Source organism: Cobetia sp. QF-1, assembly GCF_002213105.1.
Lineage (GTDB): Bacteria > Pseudomonadota > Gammaproteobacteria > Pseudomonadales > Halomonadaceae > Cobetia > Cobetia crustatorum.
The window spans coordinates 44,142-61,350 of record NZ_NBVS01000008.1 but is presented as its reverse complement, the minus strand read 5'-3'; the positions used below and the strand labels follow the sequence as shown (position 1 = coordinate 61,350).

At 54.6% G+C, this 17,209-nt stretch carries 12 protein-coding genes; 5 read left to right on the top strand and 7 right to left on the bottom strand.

Annotated elements, in window-relative coordinates:
• Positions 1 to 120 precede the first annotated feature (120 nt).
• The 3 genes from CFN46_RS14040 to CFN46_RS14030 all read left to right on the top strand — a co-directional run bounded on the left by CFN46_RS14040 (position 121) and on the right by CFN46_RS14030 (position 3,658).
• Positions 121 to 1,041 carry a ribokinase gene (locus CFN46_RS14040; RefSeq protein ID WP_024952903.1) on the top strand — a complete coding sequence of 307 codons (921 nt, stop codon included), beginning with the start codon at positions 121 to 123 and terminating at the stop codon, positions 1,039 to 1,041.
• A 159-nt stretch (positions 1,042 to 1,200) separates the two neighbouring features.
• Positions 1,201 to 2,154 carry a nucleoside hydrolase gene (locus CFN46_RS14035; protein ID WP_024952902.1) on the top strand — a complete coding sequence of 318 codons (954 nt, stop codon included), beginning with the start codon at positions 1,201 to 1,203 and terminating at the stop codon, positions 2,152 to 2,154.
• Positions 2,155 to 2,500: 346 nt separating this feature from the next.
• A complete protein-coding gene (locus CFN46_RS14030) occupies positions 2,501 to 3,658 on the top strand; it encodes a bifunctional nicotinamide-nucleotide adenylyltransferase/Nudix hydroxylase (RefSeq protein ID WP_088743847.1) in 1,158 nt (385 codons plus the stop codon).
• 129 nt (positions 3,659 to 3,787) lie between these two features.
• Here the strand turns inward: CFN46_RS14030 and CFN46_RS14025 are convergent, their stop codons facing one another.
• A complete protein-coding gene (locus tag CFN46_RS14025) occupies positions 3,788 to 4,720 on the bottom strand; it encodes a LysR family transcriptional regulator (protein WP_088743846.1) in 933 nt (310 codons plus the stop codon).
• Positions 4,721 to 5,042: 322 nt separating this feature from the next.
• Between CFN46_RS14025 and CFN46_RS14020 the strand changes: the two genes are divergently transcribed.
• Entirely contained in the window at positions 5,043 to 6,452 is a 1,410-nt protein-coding gene (locus CFN46_RS14020; RefSeq protein WP_254918500.1) for an aspartate ammonia-lyase, read from the top strand.
• Positions 6,453 to 6,562: 110 nt separating this feature from the next.
• Here CFN46_RS14020 and CFN46_RS14015 read toward each other — a convergent pair whose 3' ends face one another.
• The 5 genes from CFN46_RS14015 to CFN46_RS13995 all read right to left on the bottom strand — a co-directional run bounded on the left by CFN46_RS14015 (position 6,563) and on the right by CFN46_RS13995 (position 13,307).
• On the bottom strand, positions 6,563 to 7,015 hold the full coding sequence (locus tag CFN46_RS14015; protein ID WP_088743844.1) for a hypothetical protein: 453 nt from the start codon (positions 7,013 to 7,015) through the stop codon (positions 6,563 to 6,565).
• A 194-nt stretch (positions 7,016 to 7,209) separates the two neighbouring features.
• The gene (locus CFN46_RS14010) at positions 7,210 to 9,144 is read right to left on the bottom strand and encodes a protein kinase (RefSeq protein ID WP_088743843.1); all 1,935 of its coding nucleotides are present in this window, start codon (positions 9,142 to 9,144) and stop codon (positions 7,210 to 7,212) included.
• A gap of 65 nt (positions 9,145 to 9,209) precedes the next feature.
• On the bottom strand, positions 9,210 to 10,949 hold the full coding sequence (locus CFN46_RS14005; protein ID WP_088743842.1) for a dihydrolipoyllysine-residue acetyltransferase: 1,740 nt from the start codon (positions 10,947 to 10,949) through the stop codon (positions 9,210 to 9,212).
• Positions 10,950 to 11,037: 88 nt separating this feature from the next.
• Positions 11,038 to 12,006 carry an alpha-ketoacid dehydrogenase subunit beta gene (locus CFN46_RS14000; protein ID WP_088743888.1) on the bottom strand — a complete coding sequence of 323 codons (969 nt, stop codon included), beginning with the start codon at positions 12,004 to 12,006 and terminating at the stop codon, positions 11,038 to 11,040.
• A gap of 98 nt (positions 12,007 to 12,104) precedes the next feature.
• Positions 12,105 to 13,307 (bottom strand): thiamine pyrophosphate-dependent dehydrogenase E1 component subunit alpha, encoded by a 1,203-nt coding sequence (locus CFN46_RS13995; RefSeq protein ID WP_084488138.1) that lies wholly within the window; start codon positions 13,305 to 13,307, stop codon positions 12,105 to 12,107.
• Positions 13,308 to 13,920: 613 nt separating this feature from the next.
• On the opposite strand from CFN46_RS13995, the gene CFN46_RS13990 reads away from it, so the two are divergent.
• The gene (locus CFN46_RS13990; RefSeq protein WP_088743841.1) at positions 13,921 to 15,168 is read left to right on the top strand and encodes a dicarboxylate/amino acid:cation symporter; all 1,248 of its coding nucleotides are present in this window, start codon (positions 13,921 to 13,923) and stop codon (positions 15,166 to 15,168) included.
• Between the two features lie 134 nt (positions 15,169 to 15,302).
• Here CFN46_RS13990 and CFN46_RS13985 read toward each other — a convergent pair whose 3' ends face one another.
• Entirely contained in the window at positions 15,303 to 17,045 is a 1,743-nt protein-coding gene (locus CFN46_RS13985) for an AMP-binding protein (protein WP_281284666.1), read from the bottom strand.
• Positions 17,046 to 17,209 lie beyond the last annotated feature (164 nt).

The following is a 17,209-nucleotide window of genomic DNA, read 5'->3' as shown; positions in this document are numbered from 1 at the left end:
TGCGTTCTGAGAGTCTACTGACTTCAACGCTCAAACATGACCAACAGGTCAGACATTGGTAACAGGACTGGGGACAGGCGGCCAAGGCTTTGCTAGGATGCTCGACCCCAAGGAGGCTGCATGCTTTACAACTACGGTTCTATCAATATTGATCACGTCTATCGGGTATCCCACCTTGTGCGGCCCGGTGAAACCCTAGCGAGCCTCTCCTACCGTCAGGTACTGGGCGGCAAGGGTGCCAACCAATCCCTTGCGCTCGCACGGGCCGGAGGAGGCGTCACTCACTGGGGCCGTCTCGGCAACAGCGATCGCTGGGCTCTTGAGTCATTGGAAAGCGCAGGAGTCATCACCTCACAGATAGAGCTCAGTGCCAATGCAAGTGGCCATGCCATCATTCAGGTTGATGACCACGCCGAGAACAGCATCATCCTGCATCCGGGCGCCAATCACGGCTTTATCGATGAGCACTTGAACACGCTGTTCTCAAGTGTGGCGCAAGGCGATTGGCTGCTACTGCAAAATGAATGCAACGCGCTTGGCACGGTCATTGAATTAGCACATGCCAAACAGATGAAAATCGCTTTCAATCCGGCCCCGATGGGCGCAGAGGTACTGCGTTTACCGTTAGAACACTGCCAGGTTCTCTTCCTCAATCGCGGCGAAGCGGCTCAACTGGTCGAACTTGAAGAAAGCGCGCCGGTCGACACCCTGCTCAACGCTCTGCATTCACGACTCCCTAATACCGAGGTCGTGATGACACTTGGCAGTGAAGGCGTCTGCTATCAGCTAGGCGAACTGCGCATTCAACTTCCCGCACATCGCGTGAAAGCCGTCGATACCACGGCGGCTGGCGACACGTTTATTGGCTATTATCTCGCCAGTCAGATTGAAGGATTGAGCATCGAGGATAGTCTGCGCCGTGCCAGTACCGCCTCTGCTTTATGTGTCAGCAGAGAAGGTGCTGCACCCAGCATTCCTGTCGCCAGTGATGTTGCTGATGCGCTGGCCGAATGGCCGGCACTGGATATGCTAACTCATTGACCGCCTGGGCAATTGAAAACCTGAGCAACTAAACAACGCCCTGCGAGCCAAGTGCCACTGACTCGTTTCGCATCTTTTCGTTGCAATTCATCTGCAGCGGGGAGGTACCGCTGCCAGACATACTGCCAAGATGTGCAGATCCAATTTAAAGAGGACATCATGAACACTCCTATTATCTTCGATACCGATCCGGGCGTTGATGACGCGCAAGCCATTGCTATCTGTCTGGCACATCCAGACATTGAATTCCTCGGCATGACGACGACCTTCGGTAATGTCACCATCGAAACAGCCACCTCAAACGCTCTGCTGTTGGGCGAGTTGGCAGGTCAGAGTATTCCTGTTGCACAGGGTGCCTCTCAGCCGCTGGTCAAGGATAAGTTCCCGGCACCCGCACACATCCATGGTGCCAACGGCTTGGGCAACATGGATATCCCGACACCCAAGGGCAAGGCGCTTGCCATCAGTGCACCGCAGTTCATTGTTGAACAGGTCAATGCACGTCCCGGTGAAATCACGCTCGTTGCTGTCGGTCCGCTCGGCAACCTGGCGACTGCTCTGCAACTAGACCCAAGTATCATCAGCAAGGTCAAACAGGTCATCGTCATGGGGGGCTCCATCCGTGAAGGTGGCAATGTTTCTCCTGTCGCCGAAGCCAACATCTTCAACGACCCCCATGCTGCCAAGAAAGTGCTGACCGCTGGCTGGCCGCTGACCATGGTCGGTCTCGACGCCACTCATCGCTGCATACTCACGCCGGCACATGTCGAGCGCATTCGTGTCGCACAAGGCGCGCTGGGTGAAGTGCTCTCTGGCAGCTATCAGTTCTACAAGGCCTTCTATAAGGAAGCGCGTGGCATCGACGGCTGCTGCCCACACGATAGCTGCGCCTTGGCCTGGCTGATGAAGCCGGAGATGTTCACTGTCGAACGTGGCCATCTAAATGTCGAAGTTGAAGGCTTGGCAGAAGGCCAGACCCTGTTCGCCCCTGAAGGACGCGAATTCCTGGGCAATCAGTGGTCTCAGACTCCACTCGTCGATGTCTGCGTCAATGCACAGGGCGACAAGGTGGTCGAATGGATCACTGACGTTCTGACCGCAAAAACGGCTTGATCGCTACCATGATGATCGCCGTTTATTGATATGACGGTCGCACTCCCCGAGCAAGTGCTTGAATGGCTTGCTCGGGGGCCCTTCGTGCATTGATGAATCACTCTTTCTCATTGCCCCCTCGCACATCCCTAATGTTGCAGCTTTCGCATAATCACGATGACTTAAGCACTCTAATAGATTGAGTATCTTTCCACTGCAAGATAACGCTATAAATAACGAATCGAGATAGTGACTCGTCAGCAGGATTCAATGTCGTTCGTCGCATGCAGATAATCTGATACGCTAGTGATAACCTGCGACTCTACGCGAGGCCGATTTTATTCCCTGCACGGTTACGGAGCCTCATATGCCATCGTCCTCCATTCTGCCTGCAACACATCACCAGTCATCGGTCAGTACGGAGGATCACCCCAGATCCAAGAACTATCAGTATGATTGTCTTGTCTTCATTGGACGTTTCCAACCTGTTCACTACGGACATGTCGCCGTCATGGAGGAGGCACTACGTATCGCTCGGCAGGTGATCGTTCTGGTGGGTTCGGCCTGGCAAGCGCGTTCATTGCGCAATCCTTTTACCTTCGATGAACGTACCCGTATGATCCGGAGCTGTTTCAGCGATTCTGCCAATACGCGCCTTGAAATCGTCCCGCTGCTGGATGCGCTCTACAACGACGATGTCTGGGTGCGCGATGTACAGCGCAAGGTGCGTGACATTGCCCGCCCTCAAGCCAATCGAATGCCGCGCATTGCGCTGATAGGCGCTAATCGGCACGACAGCAGTACGCAATCAAGCTATTACCTCAGCCTGTTTCCTCAGTGGGAATCCGTCGCCGTATCACTGCGCGAAGGCATGGTGGCCAGCCGTATTCGTGAAGTCATCTTTACCGAACGCGCACGCGCCGAAGACTGGCTGAACAACGAAGGCTGTGAGCTGCTGCCAGCCTCAGTTGCTGAACACTTGCACGGTTTTCTACACGAGACGGCATGGCAAGGACTGGTCGAAGAACGACGCTTGTTGGAGCAGTACAGGACCGCTTGGAGCGATGCGCCCTACCCGCCATTATTCATTACGGTCAACGCTGTCGTCGTACAGTCAGGGCATGTCTTGCTCACGACTCGCCGTGCCGCCCCTGGCAAGGGGCTTTATGCCCTCCCCGGCGGTTTTGTTCAGCCGCAAGAACGCCTGCTGGATGCCTGCCTACGTGAGCTGAAAGAGCGAGTGCGCCTAAAGGTGCCAGAGCCTGTCTTGCGGGGTTCTCTGCGTGGTCAGCGCATGTTTGATGCACCGCATCGCAGCTGGCGAGGAAGAACGCTGGCAGAAGCCTTCTATTTCGCACTAAGACCAGAGCAGCAACTGCCGAGACTGCGCAGTGGTGGTAAAGAAAGCGAGGAGCAAGCCCGTTGGGTCGCGCTAGCAGATCTAGAGCCAGATACTCTGTTCGAAGACCATTTCTTTATCATTCAGAACTTTCTCGGGCTACATGCTGGCCAGACAGGATTTTGACTTCAAGCCTTACACCGCGACACCTTGCATGACGGCTCTACACCTTATGCGGCACCAATAGAAATGGTAGGCCAATGGCCTACCATTTCTATTGGTGCATGGTGACCCATACCGGCGAGATCTACATCATCAAGCTTCCAGAAAGTCACGCGGCAGATTCATCAGCTGCTTCCAAAGCTTGTCAATACCGGGCTTGTGGACCAATGAGCAGCGATAAAGGCGAATCTCCAGCGGGATATCCCATGCTTCATTGCCAGCACGCACCAGCTTGCCACTCGAGAGCTCATCACGAATACAGAAGTCCGGAATCCAGGCCATTCCAACACCTTGCAGCGCCATGCCCTTCAGTCCTTCTGCCATCGCCATCTCAAAGACGGTACGTAACCGCAAACGTAACGGATCGTTCTTGAGCAACATCTTCACGCTGCGACCCAGAAATGCCCCTTGGGTGTAAGACAGCAGTGGAATCACGTCTTGGCTGGTGTCGTCCTGCCCCGTCAGTGGAAAGCGCGGGGCGCCATTCTCAAGAGGAGCACAGACCGGCAGCATGTTGACTTTCGCCACCGAGAAAGACGGGAAGACCTCCGCGTCGAGCTGCATGCTGGCATAGGGATCGTAATAGGCCAGCATCAGATCGCAATTGCCCTCGCGCAACGAGTGAATGGCATCCCCCACATTCATCGCCGAGAGCCTCGTCGGCAACTCGCCTAGACCCTGCTGAAGTCGAGATATCCACTTTGGGAAGAACGCTAAAGCCAACGAATGCGCTGCTGCAATGTCCAGTGTCTCATTGGCCATGCTCAGCCCTCGCAGATGCGCGAGACACTCCGAAAGCTGCTCTGTGAGGTTGCGCGCCGTCACCAGAAATAGCTGCCCCTCCGGTGTCAGGCTGACAGGCGTGGTAGAGCGATCCACCAGAGTGGTACCTACGGCCTGTTCAAGTGCCCGAATTCGGCGACTAAATGCAGGTTGGGTGACATGACGCTGACGCGCCGAGGCAGAGAAGCTGCGCGTATTGGACAGCGCGACGAAGTCTTCCAGCCATTTTGATTCCAGATTCACCCAAACTCCCATCTATTTCGAACATGCCGGATAAGATTCCACAGGCCGAGCATGCAGGGTCTCATGACTGGTGGTTGACGGTACTTCCCGTGACACCACCTTCGTCTTATGCGTTTCGCGTATACGGCAGCAGTGAATGGCATTGGTCGGCGTGGTGCTGGGCTGGTTACCCTTGACCACCTCAACCGCCATTCAAGCGCAACAGTGTACTTCAGCCAGGAGTTCCGCCCAAGTGAACAGTCTTCCGGAAGCCACCCCAGTCTCCAATGCCAGCACGACTTCATCATCGCTCACAGACCTGAACTATGCCGAGCGCGAGGCACTGGCCAACGGCTTCCGTCTCGAAAAGGATCTGCTCGGGCGTGAACCTGTGCCATCTGATGCCTATTACGGCATCCAGACGCAACGCGCACTCAATAACTTTCATTTATCAGGCGTGCCCCTGTCACACTTCCCACGACTGGTCGAGGGCTTGGCACTGGTGAAAGCTGCCGCCGCCGAAGCCAATCACGCACTTGGCTATCTTGAGACACGCGAACACGATGCTATTCAGCATGCTTGTGCTCGCCTGATGAACGGCGATCATCATAACCAGTTTGTGGTTGATATGATCCAGGGAGGGGCCGGCACCTCTACCAACATGAATGCCAATGAGGTAATCGCCAATCTTGGCCTGGAGTACCTTGGCCTGGAAAAAGGAGACTACCAGCAACTGCATCCCAACAATCACGTCAATATGGCGCAGTCCACTAACGATGCCTACCCCACCGCTATTCGCGTGGGACTGCTGCGCAGTCATTCGATGCTGGTCGATGCCCTGAGCGAGCTGGCCAACGCCTTTGCCACCAAGGCACTGGAGTTTGACGATGTGGTCAAGATGGGCCGCACTCAGCTGCAGGATGCAGTGCCGATGACCCTGGGTCAGGAGTTCCGCGCCTTTGCCAACACTCTACGCGAAGATGTCGAGCGTATCGCCAACCTGAATGAGCTATTGAAAGAGGTGAATCTAGGCGGTACCGCCATTGGTACCGGAATTAACGCTGATCCACGCTACAGCGCACTGGCCATCGAAGCGCTCGCACGCCGTTCCAGTATCGACTTCCGCCCAGCATCTGATCTGGTAGAGGCTACCAGCGACATGGGAGCCTTTGTACTGTTCCACGGCATGCTCAAGCGCCTGGCGGTCAAACTGTCCAAGATCTGTAACGACCTGCGTTTACTGTCTTCCGGCCCGCGCACCGGCTTTAACGAAATCAATCTACCTCCGCAACAGCCGGGCAGTTCGATCATGCCAGGCAAGGTCAACCCGGTGATTCCAGAAGCCGTCAACCAGGTCGCCTTCGACGTTATCGGCAACGATACCGCACTGACCATGGCGGCAGAAGCGGGCCAGCTACAGCTCAACGTGATGGAACCACTGATCGCCTATAAGCTATTCGATTCTATCCGACAGCTAAGTCGCGCCATGACAATGCTCAGGAACCGCTGTGTCATTGGTATCACTGCAAATCGCGATCGCTGCGCCGAATTGGTCAATAATTCTATCGGCTTGATCACCGCACTCAATCCGTATATTGGCTATGACAATGCGACGCGTATCGCCAAGGAAGCTCTTGTCAGCGGCCGTAGTGTACTAGAACTGGTACGGGAAGAAGGTCTGCTTGATGACGCACGACTCGAGGCGCTTCTCTCACCGCAGGCCATGACACGCCCTCGTCAGATGAAAGACTAATGTCTTTCGACGACTTATCTCCATGTTAAGTCACACACACAAAAACGCCGCATCAGCAGTGAGCTGATGCGGCGTTTTCTGATACCAATCCTCACACTACCGAGAAACGACTACTGACTGGCACTTTTCTGTGCAGCGAAGTATTTACGTGCCCGTTCAGCTTCTTCCTGCGTAGGCGTATAGGTGGTCCACTCGCCACCCTTTTCGCTTCGATAACGTACCACGCCCTGATCGTGGTCAATCTCATAATAGGGATAAACTTCACGCAAGTTAAAGAACGCTCCCGGTGCAAACAAGAGGATGTCGAGTGCCAGATAACCACCGTTGAACTTCAGCGGTAGAATGCCGTACATCGGTGCCTTCTGCTCATCCATCACTTCAAATTCATAATTACCAAAACTAGTGGTCGGCAATTCTTGCTGAACCGTGGACTGGTTACGACTGACATCCTTGAGATTAATTTTCGCGGTTTCGGATGGGCTACTGATCGTCGTATTGGCGCTACAGCCAGCGAGAAGGCCTCCTAGCAAGATCGCTAGTGATACACGATTGAACAAAGTCATAGACGTTCCCTGTTTTATAGGTATAGATGTAAATGTGTCGAACGATATCGACAGCTGCGATGCTATATTAATATCGACCTACCTACCAGATAACCTTTACATCCCTAACGAGAAGTCATGCACAGTATTATTTATTGCATCAATAATTCTCTGACATCCTCCTCCCTCTTATTTCTAAGCATGACCTCATCCGACTACTGTGCCATCTCACGTGGATCACGTGGATAGAAATCCTCTGGCTGCGACTCAACGTGATGAAAATGTTTAGTGTTCTTGTAAGGCATTTTCATGAAGCCTGATATACCAAGCCCCGAAATCAGCGGCACTGCGTCCAGTATCGCTGCCAGTAGGCGGGCGAAATCGGCCTCGCGTGCTGGATCCAGCAGTCGATAATAACTGTGAATCTTGAGGTGATGTGGCAAGGCCTCAAAAATGAGCATGCCGGTGTGGTGAATCTGATTGAGCTCCGCCAGCGCGCTCATTATCTCGCCAGGCAATGCCAATAGCTCTTCAGGATCTGGCCCATCCTCGAAGTACGAATGAATGCGTGACTCGTCCTCAAGTTCTGGTACGGCACTGACTTCGTAGGGCAATCTCGGCATCGCATTACCAACCGAATACTGGGAGAAGACAAAAGCGGTATCAGGATCTTCACGTTCAAGATGCAGCGTGTCGCGGGCATTGAAGAGGCACGCCTTGAACACACCTTGCCGATAAATAGCGCGTGCCAATGCCACCATGTTATTGATCGCGACGACAAAGGCAGCCTTCAATGTGGGGTCATGAAGATGCAGGGCCGTGTCGATATAAATGCCCTGTGGCTCCCAGCGAATCGCCAATCCACCAACGATGGGATACTTTCCCAGTCGGCTGACCGCGGCAAGAAAGGCTTTTTCCGTTTCTCCCATGCCCTGCATGAAATTCTTGTAATAACGATCTAGTTGCACATCATTAACGTCATCGAGCACATTATTGCCCTGATAACCTGCCGGTTCAAAAGCCTCCCGCAAAAACGACTTGCGAGAGGTGTAGACAACCGTATCAATGTCACGCACTGCGGGGCGCACCCAGACCGGTAGCAAAGGTTGCGATGAGGGTAAACCGAGCTCTGGCATGACAAGCCGGGCCAGCCTGGGCATCTCACGCAAAAAATAGTCCCCAGCCTGCATTCGTTGCGCGGGGATATCTGACAGCAAGCTATCCAACAGACGTGCAAACTCTCTCGGCAACCCAAGTGAGACAGCTGGTATAGCCTGTACGCCAAATCGACATGACTGTCCGGATGCGAGTGCATAGAGCGTAGCTGCGACACCCTGTTCATCGAAGCGCGGCGAGGAGAGTGCGCCTCCTAGCTGCTCCTCGCCGATGAAGTAGACATCACCTAACCGCGCATTGGTCTGCTGTAGGTTGTCCGACATCAGCTGCATGACGTTTGTCGTGACGAACTGCAACCGCTCATCCAGCTGAGCGAACACTGAACTTCCCCAGTCAATCAGCGCGACCTGCTCTTGCTCAGCATCAAATACCAGGTTGGAAGGTTTGATATCACCGTGTACCACAGGACGACTGTTGTGAGGCGTACTCGACGCCGCGCCAACGCCAGAGCGACTTCCTGGGCCAGTCCCGCGCAGTGATTTGAGAATATCCGCTAGCTGACTGGCAATCTTGACCACCAATCTTGGTGACATTCGGCCATGACGCAGCGAGTATTCTTCCAGATTGATCCCCGGCGCGCGTTCCATCACCAGAATCGACTGGCGACGTACTCTCTGATAACTGATCAGGCGTGGAATACGCGGATGCGCGACCTGATCCAGCATATAAGCCTCTTCCTCGAGGCGGTCCTGTAACGCTTGTGGCAATGTTACCCGCGTGAACTTGAAGACGTGCTCCTCACGGACACCTTCATCATCCCTGCCACCCTGTCCACGCCAACCGGCAAACACGAAGCCATAAGCGCCTTTGCCAACCAGGTGGATATCTCTGTAGCCAAGCCCTTCCAACTGGGCAACACATAGTGCCACCCAGTCTTTCAGTTTCTTGGCATCATGATGCGAGAGCAGATAGATGGACTGCTCTTCTGGGATGTAAAACTGCTGCAGCCGCTCGTGGGCGCGGGCATCGCTCATACGGTCAACTCGCGGATCAGAGGGTGGCTATCCAGCCGTCGATAACGGGATGTCTGCATCAATCATTACGCCAATGACAGCAACATCTCATCAGGATGCTCAAGATAATGCTTCCACAGGTTACTGAAGCGCGCGATGGTACCGCCATCAATAATGCGGTGATCACCCGCCCAGGTGATGGTCATGATGTCACGGGCACATACCTGCCCCTCGGCATCAAAGCGTGGTAAACGCTGCGTGCGTCCCAGCGCAACAATCGCCACTTCAGGTTGATTGATGATCGGCGCCGCATAGGTACCGCCCAATGCGCCGATATTGGAAATCGATAGCGTACCGCCCTTCAAGTCTGCCTGGGCCACTCGTCCGCTACGCGCTGATTCAGTCAATCGTCCTACCTCACGCGCAATGTCGAGAATGCTCAACCGCTCGACTCCCTTGACGTTAGGCACCATCAGTCCCGCGGCGCCATCGACAGCCATGCCGATATTGCAGGAATCCTGATAATGGATGGACTCACCATCCTCACTGAGTCGTGCATTGAGCACAGGCTCTGCGATCACAGCCAATGCCATCGCCTTCATGATGAATGGCATGAGCGTCAGACGAACGCCCTCTTGTTCCGCACGTGGTTTTAGGCGCGCCCTCAGCAGCAGCAGGTCCGTGACATCCAGCTCATCACCATAATGGAAATGCGGAATCTGGGTGCTGGACTGCACCATTCGTCGGGCCATCACGGCCGCCACACCCTTGAGAGGAACACGCCGAGCCTCAAGACGTACGGGAGCCGTCTGTCTGATGTCATCGCGTTTCTCATGGTCAGGTGACGAATCATCACGCTGGTTGCCTACTGACGCTTGGGTAAAGGATACGCTTGCGTCTCCAGCGGCCTCCTCTGCTCGAGCCAGATAAGCCAGTACATCCTCTTTCAGTACACGCCCCTTGCGACCGGAGCCCGCGATGACAGTGATATCTAGAGCATGCTCACGCAGCAGACGACGAACAGCAGGCGTGGCAGGAATCCGAGCCTGATGAGAGGTCACGGGTGTCGCGCCTGAGTTGCCGGGCTGACGTTCACTATCTTGCGGAGCACGGCTTGAATGAGACACCGCCTCGGCGGCACCATCATCACATTCTCCGAGTTCCTCTGCCTCGGAGATGTCATCTGGTACATATGCATAGAGCGGCGTATGCACTCGGGCATTTTCTCCCTGAGCATAATGGAAGCGTACAATGCGGCCGGACTCGGAGGCGGTGATTTCCACCAGTGCCTTGTCGGTCATCACGTCGACGATCGTCTGATCTTCTTCTACCGTATCGCCTTCCGCGACGTGCCAGGTCACCACCTCACACTCGACAATGCCTTCACCGATATCCGGCAAAATAAAGTCTCGCGAGCGACGCTCAACAATAGACGTATGAATCTGGGATTGAGCCGTCGATGAAATGGCAGCTTCGGGCGCTTGAGTCTGTCGCTGCCCAGCCATTACAGCAGTATCACTCTCGTGATCGGCACTCTCGTGATCGGCACTCACGTCAGCTTCACTCTGGTGTGTCTCGTCACTTTCCCCAACACCATCATCCACCGCAAACAGCGGTGAATGAACACGCGCAATCTCACCTTCCTGACAGTAAAGGCGGACCACGATACCGGCATGCGGCGCCGGAATTTCCACTAGTGCCTTGTCTGTCATGACTTCAGCGACCGGCTGGTCTTCCTCGATCCGATCACCTTCCTTGATTAACCACTTGACCAGCTCGCACTCGACAATGCCTTCGCCGATATCGGGCAGGATGAAATCATTCATGGCGCACGTCACTCCCTGGTACTTTTCACGAAAACATAAGCTGTCACTCAAGCATGAGCATTGCTCAACAGATTGGATGAACAGACTGTCAGTAGCTCAAGCTTTGCTTGATGGCCTCGTAAATCTTAAGCTCGTCCGGTAGGTGCTCCTTCTCGAGCACTAGCGGAAACGGTGTATCGAGGCCAGTGATGCGACGTATCGGAGCTTCCAGATACAGGAAGCAGCGTTCTTGGACTGTGGCCGCAATTTCGCTGGCAAAACCACCTGTCAATGGCGCTTCATGACTGACTACCAGTCGACCGGTCTTGAGCACGGACTTACATATGGTTTCGATGTCCCAAGGCAAGATACTGCGCAGATCAATGACCTCACAGTCGATACCATCACGCTCAGCCATGACGGCGGCCTTTTCTATGACTTCCATCTGCGCGCCCCAGCCTAGCAAGGTGATATCGCGCCCTTCGCTAATGACCTCCGCCACACCCAGTGGTAGCTCATAGTCACCCTCCGGCACTTCACCGACCGAGGCGCGATAGAGGCGCTTTGGCTCCATGAACAGCACTGGATTTGGATCACGAATCGAGGCCAGTAGCAGCCCCTTGGCCTGGTGCGGGTTGCGCGGAATCACGACCTTGAGCCCGGGAGTATGTGCAAAATAGGCTTCCGGTGACTGGGAGTGATAGAGCCCACCCGCGATACCGCCGCCGTAGGGAGTACGGATGGTCAACCCGCCAACATTGAACAGATCCCCAGAACGATAACGGAACTTGGCCGCCTCATTCACGATCTGGTCAAAGGCAGGGAAGATGTAATCGGCAAACTGGATTTCAGCGACTGGCGTTGACCCCTGTGCTGCCAAGCCATTGGCAAAGCCAATGATGCCCTGTTCAGTCAGCGGGGTATTGAAGCAGCGATCACGGCCATATTTGTCTTGCAGGTGACTGGTGGCGCGAAAGACGCCGCCGAAGACACCAACATCCTCACCAAACAGGACTACCTGTGGGTTGGCGTCCATCGCGATATCAAGCGCATCATTTATCGCCTGCAACATGTTCATCTTCTTGCTGCCAGTCCCGCTGACGGGCGAAGTATTCCCTTCTCTCGCAGCCCCAGCGGCCTGCTCTGCATTAGCAGATGACATCGCCTGTTGTTCGCTCATGACTGCTCGCCTCCTTGCTGCAACTGCTCATGCGTCTTGCGACTCTGTTCAATCTCCTGAGCACTAAATCCCATGCTACTGGCGCCCTTGGGATAGGCATGAGGATATTTGCGTATGTGTTGCTTGAGGTCTTTCAGCTGTTGCTCAAGTAACGGCGGCGGCATGTCATAGACATCTGAGATCAAGGAGTCCAACGGTGGTGGCGCCAGTTTCTCGGCACGCTTCATCGACTCCAGTACCTCGCGACGCAGTTGATCACCGGCTGCCTTTTCCTCTTTTTCACTCCACCAGCCTTGAGCCTCAAGCCAGTGCCGCATGCGCAGAATGGGGTCCTTGTCACGCCAGATAGCTTCCTCTTCCTTGCTACGGTAACCAGAGGGGTCATCAGAAGACGAGTGTGCGGCCAGACGATACGTCATAGCTTCAATCAGCACCGGTTGGTTAGTCTCAACTGCGATCTTGCGCGCAGCGCACGTGGCCTCATAAACGGCAATCAAGTCATTACCATCTACACGAATGCATTGCATGTGATACCCGAACGCACGCGGAGCAATACCGTCAGCCGCGAACTGTTCGCTAGACGGTGTTGAGATGGCATAGCCGTTATTGCGACACAGGAAGATACACGGCACTCGATGCACGGATGCCATGTTGAGCGCGGCATGGAAGTCACCCTCAGAGGCAGCGCCTTCACCGAAGATGGTAATTGTGCAACGGCCTTTACCGGCCAGCTTCTGGCCATAGGCGTAGCCGGTTGCCTGGGGAATCTGCGTTGCCAAGGGCGAGGAAATCGTCATGTAATGCAGGTCACGTGAGCCGTAATGGATCGGCATCTGACGGCCCTTGCCATAATCGAGCTCATTACCAAACATCTGATTCATGAACTCGTCACAGCTGAAACCACGCCACGCCAGCGCGCCCTGCTCACGATATTGCGCCATGATCATGTCATCGTCTTCCAACGCCGCAGCGCTACCAATGACAGTGGCCTCTTCACCGGTGCACTGCATATAGAAGCTCAAGCGCCCCTGTCTTTGGGCCGCCAGCATGCGCTCGTCCAACACACGGGTGAACAACATGGTGTGATAGATCTTGAGCGCCTTGTCGCGCTCAAGACTGACTTCATCTCCCTCACGATAGAGAGTGCCGTCCTGACGCAGACGCTTGAAGATGGGAATGGTCAGCTCATCTCCGGTCATGAAGGCAACACGATGCAGTACATCGGCGCTGTCAGGTGACAGCTGCTGGGCAGTGGGAGTCGCAGTCAACTCGTCCACTGAACGCGTCGCCGAGTCAGGAGTGCGTGTCTTTGATCCACTTGTCTCGGATCCTGTTGTTCTTGTATCGGACATGCTCATCATCCCCTTTACCGATCAGGTGCTTGAGGGTCCTGCCAGCCCCTTGTGAGGACGGGCAGGCAGATGGTCTGGCGGTAGCAACATCATGCCAACAGATCCGAATAGGCATCTGTCATCTGTCATCTGTCAGCGTAGTTGAAGTTGTCACGACAGGGTTAGAAGTTGACGTTAACGTAAAAGACACCCAAATGCAGTGAATAGTCCTGCTGACTTACTACATCTTTGGTTGAACCTTTTGCGGCATGGGGGCATGCAACATTGGCATGATCATCAGAATTTGCGTTAAACAAGCAAAATTTAAGACTAAAGGTGCAGATGGCGTCAGTGAGTGGACTGGTAACCTTCCCGCACCAAATCAGTGCCTCAAGCTTTTGGGCATTTCATATCCAAAAGCGCTCGGGTCATCCTGTGTGCAATAGCGACTGACATCGCCTCCTCGAGTAAGGACAGTCCCATGAGTGACTCTTCCCGCCCTAATCTGTGGCGTCGCCTGCCGTTGTGGCAGAAAATCCTTGGTGGTCTCGCGCTCGGTATTCTGGCCGGTGCTTTGATGGGCAAGGATGCTAGCGCCTTCAAGCCGCTGGGCGACATCTTCATCAATGCCATCAAAATGCTTATCGTACCGCTGGTATTTAGCACATTGGTCGTGGGTATCACGTCAATGCGCGACCCGCAGAAGATGGGCCGTATCGGCGGTAAGACCATCGCGTTGTATCTGCTGACCACGGCCTTTGCCATCACTATTGGCATGCTCGCATCGAGCATCTTCCAGCCGGGTGCTGGTGTGGACTTCAGCTTTGAGAAAGGCATGGATGCCAAGGAAGCCCCTTCCCTGGTGCAGATCCTCGTTGATCTCGTCCCCCGCAATCCGATTGATGCCTTGGCCAATGGCAACATCATGCAAATCATCGTCTTTGCCATTGGTATCGGCATTTCATTGATCATGATTGGTGACAAGGGCGAACCTGTCGTGCGCGTTTTCGATAGCTTTGCGGAAGTCATGTATAAGCTGACTGAATTCGTGATGGCCTTTGCTCCGTTTGGCGTCTTCGGCCTGATGGCGCATGTCTCCGGCAATTACGGCATGGATGTACTGCTGCCGCTAGCCAAGGTGATCGGCGTTGCGTACCTTGCCAGCATCTTGCATGTACTGGTGGTGTATTCCGGCCTGCTGGCATTGCTGGGCAAGCTCAATCCGGTGCGTTATCTACGCGGCATCCTTGATGCTCTGGTCGTGGCATTTTCCTCTGCTTCCAGTTCCGGCACCTTGCCGATCTCGATCCGCTGTGCACGCAAAAATCTCGGCGTCTCTGAAGGGGTATCTGGTTTCGTGCTGCCCGTCGGCGCGACCATCAACATGGATGGCACCGCGATCTATCAGGGCGTCGTCGCACTCTTCATCGCTCAGCTGACCGGCATTGAACTGTCGATGATGGATTACGGTATGATCGTGCTGACTGGCACGCTGGCATCGATTGGTACTGCAGGCGTCCCGGGCGCTGGCCTCATTATGCTATCCATCGTACTGAGCCAGGTCGGCCTACCACTGGAAGCCATCGCAGTGATTGCAGGTATCGACCGTATTCTCGATATGGCGCGTACGACCGTGAACGTGGCAGGCGACCTAATGGTCACCACGTTGGTCGGTAAATCCGAGAAAGAGCTGGACTTCGAAATCTACAACGCGCCGCACAAGCAGTAATTACACGGGTACCGTCTTGTGTCATGAAGATGGTTGGATATGAAAATGCCCCGCTCAATGAGCGGGGCATTTTTTATGGTCAAATATCAGGCCAGTCGGTATCAAGGGCTCCGGTGTCATCCACCAGAAGTCGTCTAATGTTCAACATCTTCGGGAGGAGAATCACGTAACTCACGCCTCAGCACCTTGCCGACGTTGGTCTTGGGGAGCTCATCTATGAATACGACATGACGCGGTACCTTGTAGCTAGCCAGTTCCTTGCGTGACCAATCGCGCAGTGTCTCGGCATCCAGACGGCTGCCATCCTTGAGCACCACATAAAGCTTGATGGCCTCACCACTTCGTTCATCGGCAACGGAAACGGCGGCTGTCTCCAGCACCTCAGGATGACGCACGATGACATCCTCAACTTCGTTGGGGTACACATTGAAGCCAGAGACAATGATCATATCTTTCTTGCGATCGACAATGCGCATATAGCCATCGTCCTGGAAGACTGCAATATCACCGGTGCGCAGGAAACCATCGTCAGTAAAGCTCTCCTGCGTAGCCTGCTCACGCTGCCAGTAGCCCTTCATCACCTGCGGCCCCTTGACGCATAGCTCACCAGGCTCACCCATGGGCACCAACCCACCTTCCTCATCATAGAGTCGTACCTCAGTAGAAGGCATTGGCCGACCGATGGTACCGAGCTGAATGGCATCCAGTGGATTAAACGACACGATAGGAGATGTCTCTGTCATGCCGTAGCCTTCCGAAATATCACTGCCCGTCACACGCTTCCACTCCTCTGCCGCCTTACGCGTCAGCGCGACCCCACCAGAGGTGGTGATCTTGAGCTTCGAAAAGTCCAGCGCCTGAAAACCAGGATTATTGCAAAGTGCCACAAACAACGTATTGAGCCCGACGAACATCGTGAAATCAGCACTCTTGAGCGTCTTTACGAAGCCGGGGATATCGCGTGGATTGGGAATCAACAACGAGTGATTTCCCTCACCCAACATACAGGCCAGATGAATGGTAAAGGCGTATATATGATAAAGCGGCAGCGGCGCAACCAGCGTTTCCTGCCCTGCCACTAGCCCCTGAGTTAGCGCCATGCGCCCTTGCAGCATGTTGGCCAGCAGATTGCGATGCGTCAGCATCGCCCCCTTGGCAACCCCCGTCGTACCGCCGGTATATTGCAGCACAGCAACATCATCAAGCGCTAACGTCGGGCGCTCCCAGCGCTCAGCCTTGCCTGAGGCAATCGCCTTGCGTAGCGGAATCGCATCCGGCAGATGATAGCTCGGCACGAGTTTCTTGACGTGCTTGACCACCGTATTGATCAACAGACGCTTCACCGGTGGGTGCATGTCACCTAATTCACAGACCAGCACGTACTCCAGTTGAGTCCGGGCACGTACGCGCTCGACCTTATCGGCCATATTGGCCAGTACCACGAGGGCACGAGCACCTGAGTCATTGAACTGATGCTCCATCTCACGCTCGGTATACAGCGGGTTGGTATTGACCAGCACCAGCCCAGCACGAATGACAGCAAAGGCTACCACCGGGAACATCAGCGTATTGGGCAGCTGAATCGCAACGCGATCACCAGGCTTGAGGTCTGTCTCATGCTGGAACCAGTCCGCCAGCTGGCGGCTGGTCGCCTCTAGCTCAGCAAAGCGCATGGTACGATCCATGCAGGTAAAGGCCGGGCGCTCAGCATGCTCATGGCAGGCACGCTCAAGCATGTCCATCAGCGAATCAAGACCTGTGAAATCAATCTCGTCCGGCGAACGTATGCAGGACTTTCCATCCATGGTCTCGGGCTCCATGCGCGCATCCTGTGTCGAGTTGTCTTCGGGAGATGAGGCGTCGCTGGCGTTATGCATGGCAAGTCTCCTATATCAGCGCGTGGCCTCATCCGAGTGATGATGCCCGCCACTTTATTGTTTTGAACAAGAGGCATGATTCACAGACATGTGACGCAAGCATAGCCTCAAACCTGCATCAAACGCCGTTGGCTGATTCAGCAGCTTTGTTATCACATTGAAAC